Origin of the sequence: Mesorhizobium sp. M1006, assembly GCF_040318825.1 — a bacterium.
Lineage (GTDB): Bacteria > Pseudomonadota > Alphaproteobacteria > Rhizobiales > Rhizobiaceae > Mesorhizobium.
On the sequence record NZ_JAMYMZ010000047.1, the window covers coordinates 26,201 to 40,118 of the forward strand.

14 protein-coding genes and 1 pseudogene are annotated in these 13,918 nt (G+C 62.5%); 13 read left to right on the forward strand and 2 right to left on the reverse strand.

Annotation, left to right across the window (positions count from 1 at the left end; translation table 11 throughout):
- Positions 1-201 precede the first annotated feature (201 nt).
- The 3 genes from NKH60_RS28575 to NKH60_RS28585 all read left to right on the forward strand — a co-directional run bounded on the left by NKH60_RS28575 (position 202) and on the right by NKH60_RS28585 (position 3,902).
- Positions 202-2,274, forward strand: coding sequence for a ParB/RepB/Spo0J family partition protein (locus tag NKH60_RS28575; protein ID WP_352874232.1), 2,073 nt, complete (start codon positions 202-204; stop codon positions 2,272-2,274).
- Between the two features lie 169 nt (positions 2,275-2,443).
- Positions 2,444-2,782 carry a hypothetical protein gene (locus NKH60_RS28580; protein WP_352874233.1) on the forward strand — a complete coding sequence of 113 codons (339 nt, stop codon included), beginning with the start codon at positions 2,444-2,446 and terminating at the stop codon, positions 2,780-2,782.
- 808 nt (positions 2,783-3,590) lie between these two features.
- Positions 3,591-3,902 carry a DUF736 domain-containing protein gene (locus tag NKH60_RS28585; protein ID WP_352874234.1) on the forward strand — a complete coding sequence of 104 codons (312 nt, stop codon included), beginning with the start codon at positions 3,591-3,593 and terminating at the stop codon, positions 3,900-3,902.
- 94 nt (positions 3,903-3,996) lie between these two features.
- Here the strand turns inward: NKH60_RS28585 and NKH60_RS28590 are convergent, their stop codons facing one another.
- Positions 3,997-4,530, reverse strand: a complete 534-nt coding sequence (locus NKH60_RS28590) for a Ros/MucR family transcriptional regulator (RefSeq protein WP_352874243.1) — start codon at positions 4,528-4,530, stop codon at positions 3,997-3,999.
- Between the two features lie 410 nt (positions 4,531-4,940).
- Here NKH60_RS28590 and NKH60_RS28595 point away from each other — a divergent pair, with 410 nt between their 5' ends.
- The 8 genes from NKH60_RS28595 (at position 4,941) to NKH60_RS28630 (ending at position 12,040) form a co-directional block, all read left to right on the forward strand.
- Positions 4,941-5,471, forward strand: coding sequence for a DUF2285 domain-containing protein (locus NKH60_RS28595; RefSeq protein ID WP_352874235.1), 531 nt, complete (start codon positions 4,941-4,943; stop codon positions 5,469-5,471).
- Positions 5,472-5,605: 134 nt separating this feature from the next.
- Positions 5,606-5,896 (forward strand): helix-turn-helix transcriptional regulator, encoded by a 291-nt coding sequence (locus NKH60_RS28600; RefSeq protein WP_095084952.1) that lies wholly within the window; start codon positions 5,606-5,608, stop codon positions 5,894-5,896.
- Positions 5,897-5,914: 18 nt separating this feature from the next.
- Positions 5,915-6,799 (forward strand): replication initiator protein A, encoded by an 885-nt coding sequence (locus tag NKH60_RS28605; RefSeq protein WP_352874236.1) that lies wholly within the window; start codon positions 5,915-5,917, stop codon positions 6,797-6,799.
- Between the two features lie 272 nt (positions 6,800-7,071).
- On the forward strand, positions 7,072-7,536 hold the full coding sequence (locus NKH60_RS28610; RefSeq protein WP_352874237.1) for a DUF2840 domain-containing protein: 465 nt from the start codon (positions 7,072-7,074) through the stop codon (positions 7,534-7,536).
- A 26-nt stretch (positions 7,537-7,562) separates the two neighbouring features.
- The gene (locus NKH60_RS28615) at positions 7,563-8,093 is read left to right on the forward strand and encodes a S26 family signal peptidase (RefSeq protein ID WP_352874244.1); all 531 of its coding nucleotides are present in this window, start codon (positions 7,563-7,565) and stop codon (positions 8,091-8,093) included.
- A 44-nt stretch (positions 8,094-8,137) separates the two neighbouring features.
- Positions 8,138-8,464 carry a DUF736 domain-containing protein gene (locus NKH60_RS28620; RefSeq protein WP_352874238.1) on the forward strand — a complete coding sequence of 109 codons (327 nt, stop codon included), beginning with the start codon at positions 8,138-8,140 and terminating at the stop codon, positions 8,462-8,464.
- 364 nt (positions 8,465-8,828) lie between these two features.
- Entirely contained in the window at positions 8,829-9,560 is a 732-nt protein-coding gene (locus tag NKH60_RS28625) for a lytic transglycosylase domain-containing protein (protein ID WP_352874239.1), read from the forward strand.
- Positions 9,561-9,922: 362 nt separating this feature from the next.
- The gene (locus NKH60_RS28630; RefSeq protein ID WP_352874240.1) at positions 9,923-12,040 is read left to right on the forward strand and encodes a DUF3363 domain-containing protein; all 2,118 of its coding nucleotides are present in this window, start codon (positions 9,923-9,925) and stop codon (positions 12,038-12,040) included.
- Between the two features lie 105 nt (positions 12,041-12,145).
- Here NKH60_RS28630 and NKH60_RS28635 read toward each other — a convergent pair whose 3' ends face one another.
- The gene (locus NKH60_RS28635) at positions 12,146-12,430 is read right to left on the reverse strand and encodes a helix-turn-helix transcriptional regulator (RefSeq protein ID WP_352874241.1); all 285 of its coding nucleotides are present in this window, start codon (positions 12,428-12,430) and stop codon (positions 12,146-12,148) included.
- A gap of 206 nt (positions 12,431-12,636) precedes the next feature.
- Here NKH60_RS28635 and NKH60_RS28640 point away from each other — a divergent pair, with 206 nt between their 5' ends.
- Positions 12,637-13,287, forward strand: coding sequence for a hypothetical protein (locus NKH60_RS28640; RefSeq protein WP_352874242.1), 651 nt, complete (start codon positions 12,637-12,639; stop codon positions 13,285-13,287).
- A 236-nt stretch (positions 13,288-13,523) separates the two neighbouring features.
- Positions 13,524-13,918: pseudogene (locus NKH60_RS28645) on the forward strand (hypothetical protein); the annotation flags it as partial.

Sequence of the window (13,918 nt, forward strand, 5' to 3'; positions counted from 1 at the left end):
TCCGCCTGCGCAGAGCGGGGCCGCTTGCTCGCAAGGCGGCGCATGACCCTCACGTTTTGAACTGATCTGATCCGACTCGCTCGATGCGCAGCCCAGCTCCGCTCGCCGGCATTCGCCCCCCTCTCTGCCGCGCGCTCACGCGCCCCCGGAAGGCATGCCGAGGGGCATGCCTTCGGCATGTAACGGGAAAGGACCAGAATCATGACGACCATTGAAACGAGGGCGAAGACCGCAACTGCCAGCGAAAGCGGCACCGAGGTTTTCATTCCATTGAACAAGTTGAAGAAGTCGCCCCGCAATGCGCGTAAGACCCCCCACAGCGAGGCGATCATCGAGGCCTACGCGGCGAGCATCGCCGCAAAGGGCATCTTTCAAAACCTTGTGGTGGAGCCCGAGCTTGACGGAGAGGGGGCAGAAACCGGCTTCTATTTCGTCAGCATCGGCGAAGGCCGCAGGCTGGCGCAACTGCTGCGCGTGAAGCGCAAGCAGATCAAGAAGACCGAACCGATCCGCTGCATCATCGACACCGTGAACGATGCGCATGAGATCAGCCTGGACGAGAACATCACCCGCGAGGCGATGCACCCTGCCGACCAGTTCGAGGCGTTTCGTGAGCTTCACGAGGAAAGAGGATGGGATGCGGAGGAGATCGCCGCCCGCTTCGGCATTACCGCGCATGTCGTGCGGCAGCGCTTGCGGCTCGGCGCGGTCAGCCCAAAGCTGATGCAGGTTTATCGCGACGGCGACCTCAGCCTCGACCAGTTGATGGCCTTCGCCATCACCGACGATCATGTCCGGCAGGAGCAGGTTTTTGAAAACCTCTCCTACAATCGCGATCCCTACATCATCCGCCGTGAACTGACGCGGACGCACATTGCGGCCACCGACCGCCGCGCCATCTTCATCGGTGCGGAAGCCTACATCGAGGCAGGCGGAACCATCCTGCGCGACCTGTTCACCGAGGATCGTGGCGGCTTCTATGAAGACGCCGCGTTGCTCGACCAGCTGGTGATCGATAAGCTGCAAGGCATCGCGGAAAGCGTCAGGCAAAACGAAGGCTGGAAATGGGCGAACGTCCATATCGACTATCCGCATGCACACGGCCTGCGCCGCACCTACGCTCAGCCGGCGGGTTTGTCGGAGGAAGACGAAGCCGCCCATGGGGCGGCGACCGAAGCGTTCAACCGGCTCATGGAGGAGTGGGACAGCGCCGAGGAATTGCCCGACGATGTCGATCAGCGCTTCGGCGAGCTTGAAGGCGAGATCGAGCGCATCGACGCCCTGCGTCATGCCTACAACCCGGACCATGTTTCGCGCGGCGGCGTGTTCGTCGTGCTTTCTCATGACGGAACGGCCCGCATCGAACGCGGCTTTATCCGCGCCGAGGACGAGCAGCCGGAATCGGAGGCGGAAACGCAGTCGAACAGCGAAGGCTACACCGTCAGTGATGATGGCGAGATCATCGAGACTGGCGTCAGTTCGGACTCTGATAGAGGCAATGACGACGAGGAAGCGGAGGACGATGGCAAGCCGCTCTCCGATCTTCTCGTTCGCGATCTGACCGCCCACCGGACGCTCGGCCTTCGCCTTGCGCTTGGCGAGCAGCCGGACATCGCCCTTATCGCCGTGACGCACACGCTCGCCGCACAGGCCTTCTATCAGGGCGCGGAGGCCCATTGCCTCGAAATCCGGCCAACCAGCGCCTATCTCGCCGGTCACGCTGACGGCATCGAGGACACGGCGGCGGGCAAGGCACTGGCGGATCGTCATGCGGCATGGGCGGCGGACATGCCGCGCGACGTGGCCGGCCTGTGGGGCTTCATCGTCTCGCTCGACCATGCAAGCGTCATGGCGCTGTTTGCGCATTGTGCCTCGCTCACCGTCAATGCCGTGAAGCAGCCTTGGGAGCGCAAGCCCCGCGCCCACGAGACGGCGGACAGGCTGGCAACGGCGGTTGCTCTCGACATGACAGCATACTGGAGGCCGACCGCGCGAACCTATCTCGGGCGCGTCACCAAGGCGCATATCCTCGACGCGGTGCGGGAAGCCGCCAGCGACGAGGCGGCAGACAGGCTTTCGGCCTTGACGAAGCTGCCGATGGCGGAAGCCGCCGAGCAGTTGCTCGCCGGAACGGGCTGGCTCCCGGCCGTCATGCGCACGCCGGACCTTGCCGACGCGCAGCGGCATGACCTGACTCGCGAGGAAGCGGCGGCACCGGACGAGCCACATCCGGACCTCGCGCCCCCCCGAGGCGGACCTCGCATCTATCGATAGCGCCAGCGCGACCGAAGAAGGCGAGCCCTTCCACGTCGCAGCCGAATAAGCCGCCATGCCCGGAGCCGCCTCGGCGGCTCCGGGCAACCCTTCCGACCGCTATGAGAATTTTCCGGCCGCGCGATGGCGCGGCCGGAACCTCGACCGCACGACACTAGGAACCGAAGCAATGAGAAGCTATGCAGAACAACGCGCAATGCACGCGCGCATGGAGGATGCCCGGGCTGAGACCGAGCGGCATCTCGCCATCATCGAGAGCCAGATCGTGGCCAAGGCCGAGCGCATGACGATCACGGTCCGAACCAAGTCACGTCAGTTCGGACCCAATTCAAGCACCTGGACCCGAGCCGACGAACGGAGCTTTCAGGAGCACATGTCGGCACTCCGTTTCGAGCGGCGTTGCGAACTCAAAGCACTGACGCGCAAGCTCGCACGACAGATCGGCGCCATCGCCGCCTTCCGAGTCCGTTACAGGATCGATCAGGAATCAGAGCAGACCGGGCTGTGACGCCCTCACACCTTATGCAAGGGATCCATTCTTCGCACATCTTCACCCGATGGGCTTCAATTCCAAGGGCGGTGGCGAACCTTCCCTTGGCGAAGCCCCGTTCGGCGAAGGGGACCTCTTGGCTTGGCCGGTTCTCACTTGGCGATGCGGCGGCTAGTCAGTTCGGGTGAAGACTGACCTCGCCATCGGTCTCGGCCATGCCCGCATTGCATCGACCGGATCAAGGAAACTCGGATCGTCATGATGCTTGATGGGATGAAGATGCCGCCGCCCTCCCAGTGCGGTGTTGTGTTGTCTATGCAGCGGCAGACACGATGACGCTGTTCGGCAAATAGTAACGAGAGCACGGCCCCTTCGATTGTCGCCGATGGTGGGAGAGGGGGTCACACCTGCCTTGCCGGAGATACGGGGAGTGTCTCGGCCCTGGCCGGCGAAACCCTTCGCGATGTAACTGCGAAAGCGCGACCGATCGCCGTCGCCATCGCGGCGGTTCCTTCCGTCTGCTGGCTCAAACCACGCCCACTGCGTCCTCTAATGGATTGGGTCTGACCGAAGACCGTCTTCGCTTCGCTGCGCCTCGATCGTCTTCCCGCAACGTCCGCCGCCGGCTTTTTTCCGCCGCCCAACCACCCCACGGCAATCCGCATGGGGGCCCCGGTTCGGCTTTGCATCGCGAAACAAAAAAGCCGTCGCCGGTCGCCTTCCACTGCGTTCCAGCCCTTCGGGTGCGGGCCGATCGTCCCCGGTCTCACGACCACCATCGAGGCCGCGATGGGCGCGGCCCGATCAAACAGAAGGAACCACCACAATGGCTACGATCGGCACTTTCTCCAGCACCGCGAAGGGCTTCAAGGGCTCCGTCAAGACACTCAACCTCAACGTCAAGACCGTGGACTTCGTCCCCGCAGAGGGCGACAACGAAAAGGGCCCGAACTACCGCATCTTTGCCGGCGCCACCGAGTTCGGCGCCGCATGGAAGAAGACCTCCCGCGAAGGCCGCGACTACCATTCCGTCAAGCTCGACGATCCGAGTTTCCCCGCTCCGATCTATGCGAGCCTGGTCGAGACCGATACCGAGGGCGAGTTTTCCCTCATCTGGTCCCGACGCGCCGCCGAGTGAGAACTGGCTAGATCAAAGAGGCCCCGTCCGCCCGGACGGGGCTTCACCATGCTTATGTTCGCCATTCGCCCGGCATTTCGCCAGAGCCGGAACGCTACGCTTTGACAGGTGCCTTGCGCGCCTTCTTGACCGGCGACTTGACTGCCGTTGAGGTTGTTGTCGCTGCTGCCGCGCGAGCAGTTCGGTTTGGTTTTCCTGCTGCGGCTGGTGTAGGCGTCACTGCCTTGCGCCCGAGTCCTATTGATTTCGCCAGGGCCGAGCGGGTGGCCGCGTAGTTCGGCGCCACCATCGGATAATCGTTTGGCAAGTTCCATTTCTGCCGGTATTCGTCGGGAGTCAGATTGTAGTGCGTTCCGATATGGCGCTTCAGGGATTTGAACTTTTTTCCGTCTTCCAGGCAGACTATGAAGTCCGGCGTCACCGACTTCCTTATCGATACCGCCGGCTCCTGCTTTACCGCGGCCGGGGCGACAGGCGTGCCTACCCCTTGCAAAGCGGCATAGGTATCTCCGATCAGCTTCGACAACTCGCCGACCGGCAATGGATTGTTCGAAACGTAAGCGGAGACGATGTCGGCGGCGATTAATACGAGATCCGTTTGAGCGCCTTGTTCAGGAGAGATGGTCATGCAGTTTTCCTCTTGTCTTATCGGACGCACTAAAGACGTGTGATTTACCCATTCCGCCAATCAGGCAAATAGTCTGTTTCCTTTCCACAATCCACATCTAGCGCCAATATTATAAAGGTAAGCTTCGCTTTCATCGTTCTGATCGGCTGCGGATAACCTTGCCGAACCATTGGGAAGCAAGGGACTTCCCCTCGCTTCCCCGCCATTGCCGCCTGTGCAGAGCAGGGCCGCCGGCTCGCAAAGCGCCCGACTGCAGCAATAGTCGCGATCAATTTCCATCAGCTTCGCTCAACCGTGCAGCCCGGCTCCGCGCGCCGGCATTGGCCCCCATCACTCCCGCGCGCTCACGCGCCCCCGGAAGGCATGCCGGGGGACATGCCTTCGGCATTGACGAAAAAGGAGTGAGCACAATGAACATGACCATCATCATCGATGGCGAGAGCAACCGCCAGCAGCAGCCGACTTCCAGCGGTTTCGGCGTCGACGCCGTTTGGAAAGCCGACGAGCTTCAGATTCTTTGGCCGGCATCGACTGGAACAAATAATCTCGTCACTGACATCCGCAGCGGCGCGACCGAATTCAACGCCATCGTCCTGCCACTCGATGCGGCATTCGAGACACGGCTCGAAGCAGCGCGCCAGTTCTGGCGGGCGCTGAACGGCCGGCCGCCCGGTTCTGCCTACGGCGCGCTGCCGCAGCAGACGAAGGAGAGGCACATTCTCAATCTGCGCGCTCATGACGCCCGTCGCGCAGGGGCCACCTACCGCGAGATTGCGGAGGTGCTGTTGTCACGAGACCCGATCGCACCGCGAGACTGGCGCGACCATCATCTCCGGCACAAGGTTCGGGCGATCCTGCGAAGGGCCGATCGACTTGTCGCGGGTGGCTATCGCGACCTTCTCTTCTATCCACACAGCCGCAGCCGAAAATCCGATCGCTGAAGCCCTTTTCGCAAGCGTAGCGAAAACACATCCCCCGATGTTTGCCCTCCCTCGCTTTTCCTCAATTCGACCATTGTCCGTTTCGCGCGTCCCGGCAGGCCAGGGCGACAGCAGAACCGAATGGAGATCAAGCGATGTCGAAGGGTCCCGCGGACGCGCCCCAAAAATACCTGCGAACGAAGGAAGCGGCGCCAATCGTCGGCCTTTGCGCTCGCACCTTGGAAAAGCACCGGACCTATGGCACCGGTCCAAAATATCGAAAGGTCGGCGGTCGCGTCCTCTATGACATCGACGATCTGCACGCGTGGATTGAGCTTGGTGCGCGCACTTCCACCAGCGATGCCAACGCGACCTTTGTTCCGCCTGCCAAGCCGCATGCCGCCCGCGCGCCGGCCTATGCCGGCCGGCGCCATCGCGTCTCCTGATTCTGCGGGGCAAAGAAAATGCAGCTTCGCTCGACCGATCAGGGGCAGCTTGATCTGTTTCACGCGCGCGCCAGCGTCATCACACCACGCGACGCGCAGGATCTCATGTCGTGGCCGTTCTTCTCGCTCGCCAAATCCCGTCGCGTGACACCGATCGATTTTCGCATGGGCGAAGTCTCGATCCGCGTCGAGGCGACGGTCGAACATGGCATGGCGACGATCTGGGATGCCGACATCCTCATCTGGGCAGCCAGCCAGATCGTCGATGCACGAGACAACGGCCTCCGCACCTCACGCCTGATGGCGGCCACGCCCTACGAGATCCTTGCCTTCATTGAGCGTGGCGACTCCGCTCACTCCTACGACAGGCTGAAAGCCGCGCTCGACCGCCTGCAATCGACGACCGTCGCCACATCTATCCGCCAGTCTTCGGAGCGGCGGCGGCATCGCTTCTCCTGGATCAACGAATGGAAGGAGCGGATTGACATCAGCGGACGCCCGCTCGGCATCGAACTCATTCTGCCCGACTGGTTTTATGCCGGCGTCGTTGACGATGCTCTGATCCTCACCATCGATCGCCAATATTTCGGGCTGACGGGCGGCCTGGAGCGCTGGCTTTACCGTCTCGTTCGCAAGCACGGTGGCCGTCAGACCTATGGCTGGAGCTTTGATCTTCGCCATCTCCACGTGAAGTCCGGCAGCCTGTCGCCCTTCAAGCGCTTCACCTTCGACCTGCGTGAGATCGTCCGTCGTCAGCCGCTGCCTGGTTACCGGCTGGCACTCTCCGTCGATCCCGACGGTCGGTCACGACTAAACTTCCAACTCAACCCGGTCGATCCATTCGCGAGTGCCAGCGCAACGCCGTGTGCACCACGTGGCCGCACCACTAGGGCTGTGAAATGACTGTGGACAGGCCCGTGCTATCAGGAACCGGAAGCAGCCTTAAATCATTGCGGCGATTGCCCAATCCGCTCCTCTAACATTTCTAACTGTGAATCCTTCGGATTCTTTCTAACGGGAAGCGCTCGTCCACGAGGCTGTGGACGACAGTGGAGCCATGATCTTTCGGCCAAGCCGGGAACAATCGACGCTCGTCTTTCTTCCCGAAGCACAGCTGTCTTCTTTGATCCTCGTGTCGCCATGCTGACTGCTGACTTCCGGTCACGGGGGCCAGTATGAGCAATCTTACCCATGTCGAACTGGTGTGGCTGAAGAAGCGGATCGAGAACTACATCCGGTTCGGCCAGGTTGCTTCCACCAGGAGCATCGACCGTAGCCGTCGTGTCGTCTCCTTTACGCCAGGCAGTATCTTCGCCTTCGTTCGCTGGACCGCGAACGACTTCGGCACTGTCGCTTCCCGCATCGATATCTTACGCGCTGTTGCCACCGGCGGGCGCTGCTCGACTGTCGCCTATGTGCGGCCTGGCGCCGACATCCTGCTTACAGTTATCGGATGGCCGAACGTCGAGAAGGTGCTGAAGATCATCGACGCTATCGAAGCGATCGGCATCGATCCCGTTGATGTCTCGCCGGACTACTGGCGGCATGCCCACGGCCGGCTCGCCGCGCGCGAGGCGCCCAGGCCCTACACACGCCAGCGCCATGAAGCATGGCTCCTCCGCCGCCGAGTTGAGCCATGAGCATGCGCGCAAGGATCATCGTGGCGATGCTCGGCGGCGCGGTCCTCGTGGCCGTGCCGGCATGGATTGGCCATCCACCGCAATTCGTCTGGAACGCGTCAGCGAGCGTCCCGGTCGGGCTCTACCGCGTCGAGCCGGTCGACAGGATCGGGGTTTCAGATATCGCCGTCGTCATGCCGCCCATGCCACTGGCGGGTTTGCTTGCCCAACGCGAATACCTGCCGAACGGCGTGCCGCTGCTGAAGCATGTGTTGGCACTTGGAGGCACGATGGTGTGCCGGCGAGGCGGCTCCATCATCGTCAATGGCGTGACCTTTGGACGTGCGCTCGATCGTGACAGTCGTGGCCGGCCTCTACCCGGCTGGCAGGGCTGCCGCATCATTGCCGATCGTGAAGTCTTCCTCATGAACTGGAACTCAGCTGACAGTTTCGACGGCAGGTATTTCGGCCCACTCCCGCTCAATTCGATCATCGGTCGCGCGGTCCCGGTCTTGACCGACGACCGCACTTCTCCGGCCTTGGATGGTTCCGGCGAAGCGGATCGCCGCGAGCCGTGACGCCTCGCAGCAACCTTCTCAACGCTCATGAAAGGAGCAACACAATGGCCCAGATCGGCACCTTCACCCGCAACGACGACGGCTTCTTCGGCAACATCTCTACGCTGACGCTCGACGCGAAACTTGCCATCCTGCCTGCCGAGAGATCGGACGCCGAAAACGCGCCAGACCATCGGGTCTTCTGCGAAGGCATGGAGATCGGCGCGGCATGGGATCGCACCGGTGAGAAGGCCGGCAACTATCTCTCCGTCTCCATTGATGATCCCTCTTTCACGCAGCCGATCCGCGCCAATCTGTTCCAGTCCGATGCCGAGAAAAGTATCTGGGCATTGCACTGGAGCCGGCAGTCGAAGCGCGACGAACGGGGCTGATCGGATGCTCCGACTTCGCCTCAGCGAACTTTCTGAGTCAAACCCTTTGATCGATCGGGCGCCCGTCAAACCCTCCGACCCGATCGCCTGTCAGGCGGCCACCGCGCGCAGCGAAGGTCAAGGGCGGCCGGACGCTTGTCCGTCGTTCAGGACGTCCATGGCGCCGCAGTTTGTGGCAAGCAGGTTCGGCCGGCGAAGCCTTGCCCTTGACGGGAGCGAGCACTGTGGCAGGCTGCAGGCGCGTCGGGATCGCGGTGCATGTGCTTTTATCTGTCGAGGCATTGCGGCACTGTCTGCATGCGTCATGCTCGCCCTCACGGCGTCTATTGTCTGTGCTGAGCCTTCCGCGCATCGTGAGCGGCCAGTGAACCCCAACAGCGTCATCTCGTCCTCTGATCCCTGGTCGGGGTATATCCGGGAGGCTGCCAAACGCTTTGCCATTCCCGAGCGGCTGCTTCGCGCCGTCATGCATGTCGAGAGCGTTGGTCAGGTTCATGCGATGTCGAGCAAAGGTGCAATGGGCCTGATGCAGATCATGCCGCCGACATGGGAAGAACTGCGCACCAGATACCGCCTCGGTAACGATCCTTACCAACCGCGCGACAACATTTTTGCAGGTGCAGCGTATCTGCGCGAGATGCTCGACCGCTTCGGCCGCAACGGCTTCCTCGCTGCTTACAATTCCGGTCCTGGGCGATACGAAGAGCATCTTGCAGCCGGCCGTCCGCTGCCGCGCGAAACGATCGACTACGTCAGGAAACTGGCGCCTCTGATCAATGGTTCGGTTCCCATTCCGATGCGCGCACGTCAAGGGGCGGGTAGGGCGAGCGCACCCGAAGCGGCGATTTTCGCGCATGGAATCAACACACGGAATAGCTCGGCGGCGCAGGGTGAGCGCGAGACTAATGTTCCCGTCGTCGAGACCGTCTTCACGGCGATCCGTTCACCCAGCGTGCGAGCACCGGTGGACAAAGCGGTCCCCGATGTTACGGCGCTCGGACCGCAACCGGACGGCTCGTGCAGTGAAGGCGTATCAGTTCCGAACTCCGCTATTCGTAGTCCGTTTGTGCAGACCTCCGTCGCGACTCCACAATGATCTCAGCATTCCTGGTCAATCGCATTCCGACCTGTTCCGTCGTGGAAATTGCGGCGGGAGGGTTGGCCTTGAGAGAGGACGGAGAGGGATGGCAAGATAAAGCGAGCTGGCGGTCGCCCTCGCTTCGCTCGTAAGTTGTTGTCTGCACATTGTTTTTTCCGGCAGATTCCGAGACCAGGCGGAATGATGTGAGGTGCGGGGCTCGAGGCTGTCGGCTACGCTATTGATCTGAAACGAAAAACTGCGGCGCCCTAGCGATGTGCGATCCGCCGTTTTACGCCGCAGCAAGTCTTTGCGCGCCATAGCGCGCTGGGCGCTCCGGCCATCTTGAAGCACCAAATGCGACCCCCGATGCTGTCGTTATGGCAGATCGTGACAGCGACAGGTTCCAGGTTCGCACCGGCCGGATGCGGCATGGCGGCGCGCCGGTCAATTCACGGACGCTGCCCTTTGTGCGCCAGGTCGAGATTGCCATCCGCAAGCAAGGCGGCAATCCCTATCGCCTCGGCGCAAGCAGCGGTGCCGGGAAGGGGAGTGGCCGCTTCAATGCCCGCGGCCGCGGCGGCAAGGTGGCGGCAGGTTTGCCAAAGGATGGCGGCGGGTGGAAGCAGGACTCCAATGGCGTCCGCTTTCGCTCCCGCCGCGTCGTGGTAAAGGCGCGCGTGGTCAAGCTGCCGGGGCGCGGCAAGGCGAGCGGGCGCGGCCACAAGTTCATGACGACGAGCAAGGCCGTTGACGCGCATCTGCGCTATCTCCAGCGCGACGGCGTCACCAGGGACGGCGAGAAGGGCAGAGTGTACTCTGCCGCCGACGAAGAGGCCGACGGCAAGGCCTTCGTCGAGCGCGGCCACGGCGACCGGCATCAGTTCCGCTTCATCGTCGCGCCGGAGGATGCCGCCGAGATGGAAGACCTGCGGTCCTTCACGCGCGATCTCATGCGGCAGATGGAAGCCGATCTCGACACGCGCCTCGACTGGGTCGCTGTCGATCATCACAACACCGGCCATCCGCACACCCACGTCCTGGTGCGCGGCGTCACCGATGACGGCAAGATCCTGAACATTGCCGGTGACTACATCGCCCATGGCATCCGCCATCGGGCAACCGAGCTGGTGGAACGGGAACTCGGACTGCAAAGCGAGATCGAAGTCGCCCGCAAGCTGGCCAACGAAGTGGACGCCGAACGGCTGACCCGCCTCGACCGCATGCTGATCGCCGAGCAGCAGGAGCACGATCTTGTCGACCTCCGGCCCCATGCCAGTGACAGCTACACCATTTCCAGCAATCGCTCTCTGCTGATCGATCGGGCAAAGACTCTGGCACACTTCGGCCTGGCGAGCGAGATGGAGCCCGGCCGGTGGGTGATCTCCGACAGGACCGAAAACGTGCTGCGGGCGCTTGGCGAGCGCAACGACATTATCAAGAGCATGCACCGGGCGCTGGAGGAGCACGGCCTCGCCGATGAACGGGGCGCGGCGCAATATGTCATGCACCGGCAGACCATCACCGAGCCGGTCGTCGGCCGTGTGCTCGCCAAGGGTCTTTCGGGTGATGAGATGAGCGATCGGCTGTCGCTCGTCATCGATGGCGTCGACGGGCGCACCCACTATGTCGAGACCGCCGACGCGGCAAAGCTCGACGACATTCAGCGCGGGCATATCGTAGCGCTCGATCCAATCCTGCCGAAGGAGGAGCCGCGAGCGGCCGACCGCAACATCAGCAGCGCAGCCGGCGAGGATGGCATCTATCGACCAAGCCAACACCTAGAGGCGATCCGCGAGACATTTTTGGAGCAGGGCAAGGACCCGGATGCCTTCGTCCGTTTCCATGTTCGCCGTCTCGAAGCGCTGCGCCGGGCAGGCCATGTCGAACGCATCGACGAAGACCACTGGCGCATTCCAAAAGACCTGTCCGAGCGCGGCATCGCCTACGATGGCCACAGCCGTGGAAAAGACTTCTCCGTCCGCCTGCTCTCGACGTTCGATCTTGACGCGCAGATCGGCAGCGACGGCGCCACTTGGCTCGACCGGGAGCTGACGGCCAAGGACCCCGTGCCGCTGGTCCGGTCAGGCTTTGGTCTCGACGTCGACAACGCTCTCGACAGACGGGCCGCCCAGCTTGTCGGGATGGGGCATGCCGAACGCGACGCGACCAGCGGCACCATCACCTTCTCGCGCGACCTTGTAGCCACGCTGGAGCGCCACGAGGTCACGCGCGTCGGCAAGGAGATGGCCGCTGCCCGCGGCCTCACCTTCGAGCCCGTCGAGCCCGGCAACAATATCAGCGGCACGCTGCTTGGCTCGGTCCGTCTTGCCAGCGGGCGCTTCGCCATGCTGGACGATGGTCTCGGCTTTCAACTGGTGCCCTGGCAGCCGATGCTCGAGAAGCGCATCGGCCAGCACATCACCGGCCCCGTGCAAGACAGCGGCGGCATCGACTGGAGCTTCGGCAGAAAACGCGGACTGGGGGTTGGGATGTGAAGGTCGGTCGAGGTCAACGATGCAAAATGAGGTGAGAGCGCGAGTTCAGGCCTCGCGCGATGAACTGGGTCTGACCGCATGTGGATCGATAACTGCGAACGCGGGTCACTCCGGCCTTCGGCGGCCTTTGACAAGTCTCACACCGGGTCCGCTACCGTTCTCGAGCATGAATTCTGTTCCCGCATCGGTCAACGCCTTGAGAATTTTCGCCGCGGTTCCAGGGCGCCCCCCGAGCGGACCGTCTTCGGCTTCCAGACGAGCTATGGTTGGTTCAGACACCGAAGAGTAGCGTGCCAGATCCGCCTGCGACCACCCAAGCAACGCGCGTGCCGCCTTGATTTGGCGCGTACTAACCGTTTGCCGAAGTTTTGATAGGTTTTCTATTGACATTCGGCGCGCCTAATTGATATTTTTTATATCAATTCCTGATCTCGCAGCGTGCGTATCAACCAGCGTCGCGGGACGGAATTGGCCGCAGCCGGCGTTGGTGCACTTAGTTCCCCAACACTGCTTTGGCGCATGACGAGTGGCCGGACAGGATGTCCGCACATCCCACCCAACCGGACCACAACCCAAGCTTCTGAGGATCTCGGATCATGGCTGATTCCGACAATACCATGACTCTGCCTTTCGTCACTCGCCGACAAGTGCTTGCGGGAACCATAGCGGCTACCACCACGTGGACGCTCGAAGGTAGTGCGTCCGCAGGCGACGCCGGAAGGGGATATGCGCCCGGCGACCCAGCGCTGGCGCTTTGGCGGGAATGGCAGGCTACCTGCAAGTTGACCGAGCAGCTTTGCCGCAAGCAGCAGCGCCTGGAGACAAGGCTTGTCGAGAGCGTCGGCTTTCCTGGTGTGACCGTCCGCCTGTCCAAGAGTAAAGACGTGACAGTCCACTCGATCGAGGCGCTCAATGAAGTGCTCGGCAAAGGGTCGGCTATGGCGGCTCTGCGCGAAAAAGCCGAAGCTGATTTCGCGGCGCATCAGGCGCGCTGGGATGCGGCTGCCGAGGAGACCGGGTACACCGCAGCACTCAGGGCCGAGCGCGAGGCTGGCAAGCGGGCGCAGGATCTGATGGAAGCACTCTCAACGACTCCCAGCACGACTCTCGCCGGAGTCGCGGGCAAGCTCGATGCGGTATTGCGCGAGGGCGAAGCCTGGGAGGAATCCTCCGAGTTCCCCTGGCCACAAATCCGCTCGGCGCTCAATGATCTGGTGCGCATGATGCAAGAGAAGTTGCATGAATAATTTCTTTCACAGCGGGCGGCCTCCCAAGCTCCGCAACTGGCGGGCGAGAGCGGTAATGGCATTGCTGAGTGGGGCCTCCACTCAGGGAACCTCTTCGCTTAATGATGCATCCCGAATGTTGGCCATCGGACCCGGCTCCACAAAATTTCCCTGTGGATATTCTCGTGTGGCGATGCGGTGTCGTATTCGTCTGGCGAAGGTTGAGTAGTAGTAAGCAACTTGGGCTCGGGGGAATCATGAACAAGTTGCTTGTTGGTGCGGCATTGCTTGCCGCGGGTGTCTTCGGCGCGGATACATCTTTCGTTTCTTATATTAGTAACTCCGCAGGGATGGCGGCCTTTGCGCAGGAGGCGCAAGGGACTTCGTCCGACCCTGGCGCGCCCGCAAGCGGTGGCCTTGGCAATGGCGGGGCAGCGCTCGGCTCGGGGACGGCCTCCGGGACGAATGATGCGGGCGCAACGCCGGCCGCAAGTGCGACGGGAGACGCCGCGCCTGCGACCGAGGCCCCAGATGCAGCGGCCGCGGTCGGCACCACAGATCAGCCGGCCGACACGGAAGCTGCACCCGAGGAGCCGGCCGCGGCGGCTGCCACCGCGACAACGACCACGACAAGCGGCGATACCGAGGCGAT

Coding starts and splice junctions, on each gene's coding strand:
- NKH60_RS28620 (WP_352874238.1), top strand. CDS start 8,138: ATGGCCCAGATCGGCACCTTCACCCGCAACGACGACGGCTTCTTCGGC.
- NKH60_RS28590 (WP_352874243.1), bottom strand. CDS start 4,530: ATGACCATCTCTCCTGAACAAGGCGCTCAAACGGATCTCGTATTAATC.
- NKH60_RS28575 (WP_352874232.1), top strand. CDS start 202: ATGACGACCATTGAAACGAGGGCGAAGACCGCAACTGCCAGCGAAAGC.
- NKH60_RS28635 (WP_352874241.1), bottom strand. CDS start 12,430: ATGTCAATAGAAAACCTATCAAAACTTCGGCAAACGGTTAGTACGCGC.
- NKH60_RS28605 (WP_352874236.1), top strand. CDS start 5,915: ATGCAGCTTCGCTCGACCGATCAGGGGCAGCTTGATCTGTTTCACGCG.
- NKH60_RS28640 (WP_352874242.1), top strand. CDS start 12,637: ATGGCTGATTCCGACAATACCATGACTCTGCCTTTCGTCACTCGCCGA.
- NKH60_RS28630 (WP_352874240.1), top strand. CDS start 9,923: ATGGCAGATCGTGACAGCGACAGGTTCCAGGTTCGCACCGGCCGGATG.
- NKH60_RS28585 (WP_352874234.1), top strand. CDS start 3,591: ATGGCTACGATCGGCACTTTCTCCAGCACCGCGAAGGGCTTCAAGGGC.
- NKH60_RS28615 (WP_352874244.1), top strand. CDS start 7,563: ATGCTCGGCGGCGCGGTCCTCGTGGCCGTGCCGGCATGGATTGGCCAT.
- NKH60_RS28610 (WP_352874237.1), top strand. CDS start 7,072: ATGAGCAATCTTACCCATGTCGAACTGGTGTGGCTGAAGAAGCGGATC.
- NKH60_RS28595 (WP_352874235.1), top strand. CDS start 4,941: ATGAACATGACCATCATCATCGATGGCGAGAGCAACCGCCAGCAGCAG.
- NKH60_RS28580 (WP_352874233.1), top strand. CDS start 2,444: ATGAGAAGCTATGCAGAACAACGCGCAATGCACGCGCGCATGGAGGAT.
- NKH60_RS28600 (WP_095084952.1), top strand. CDS start 5,606: ATGTCGAAGGGTCCCGCGGACGCGCCCCAAAAATACCTGCGAACGAAG.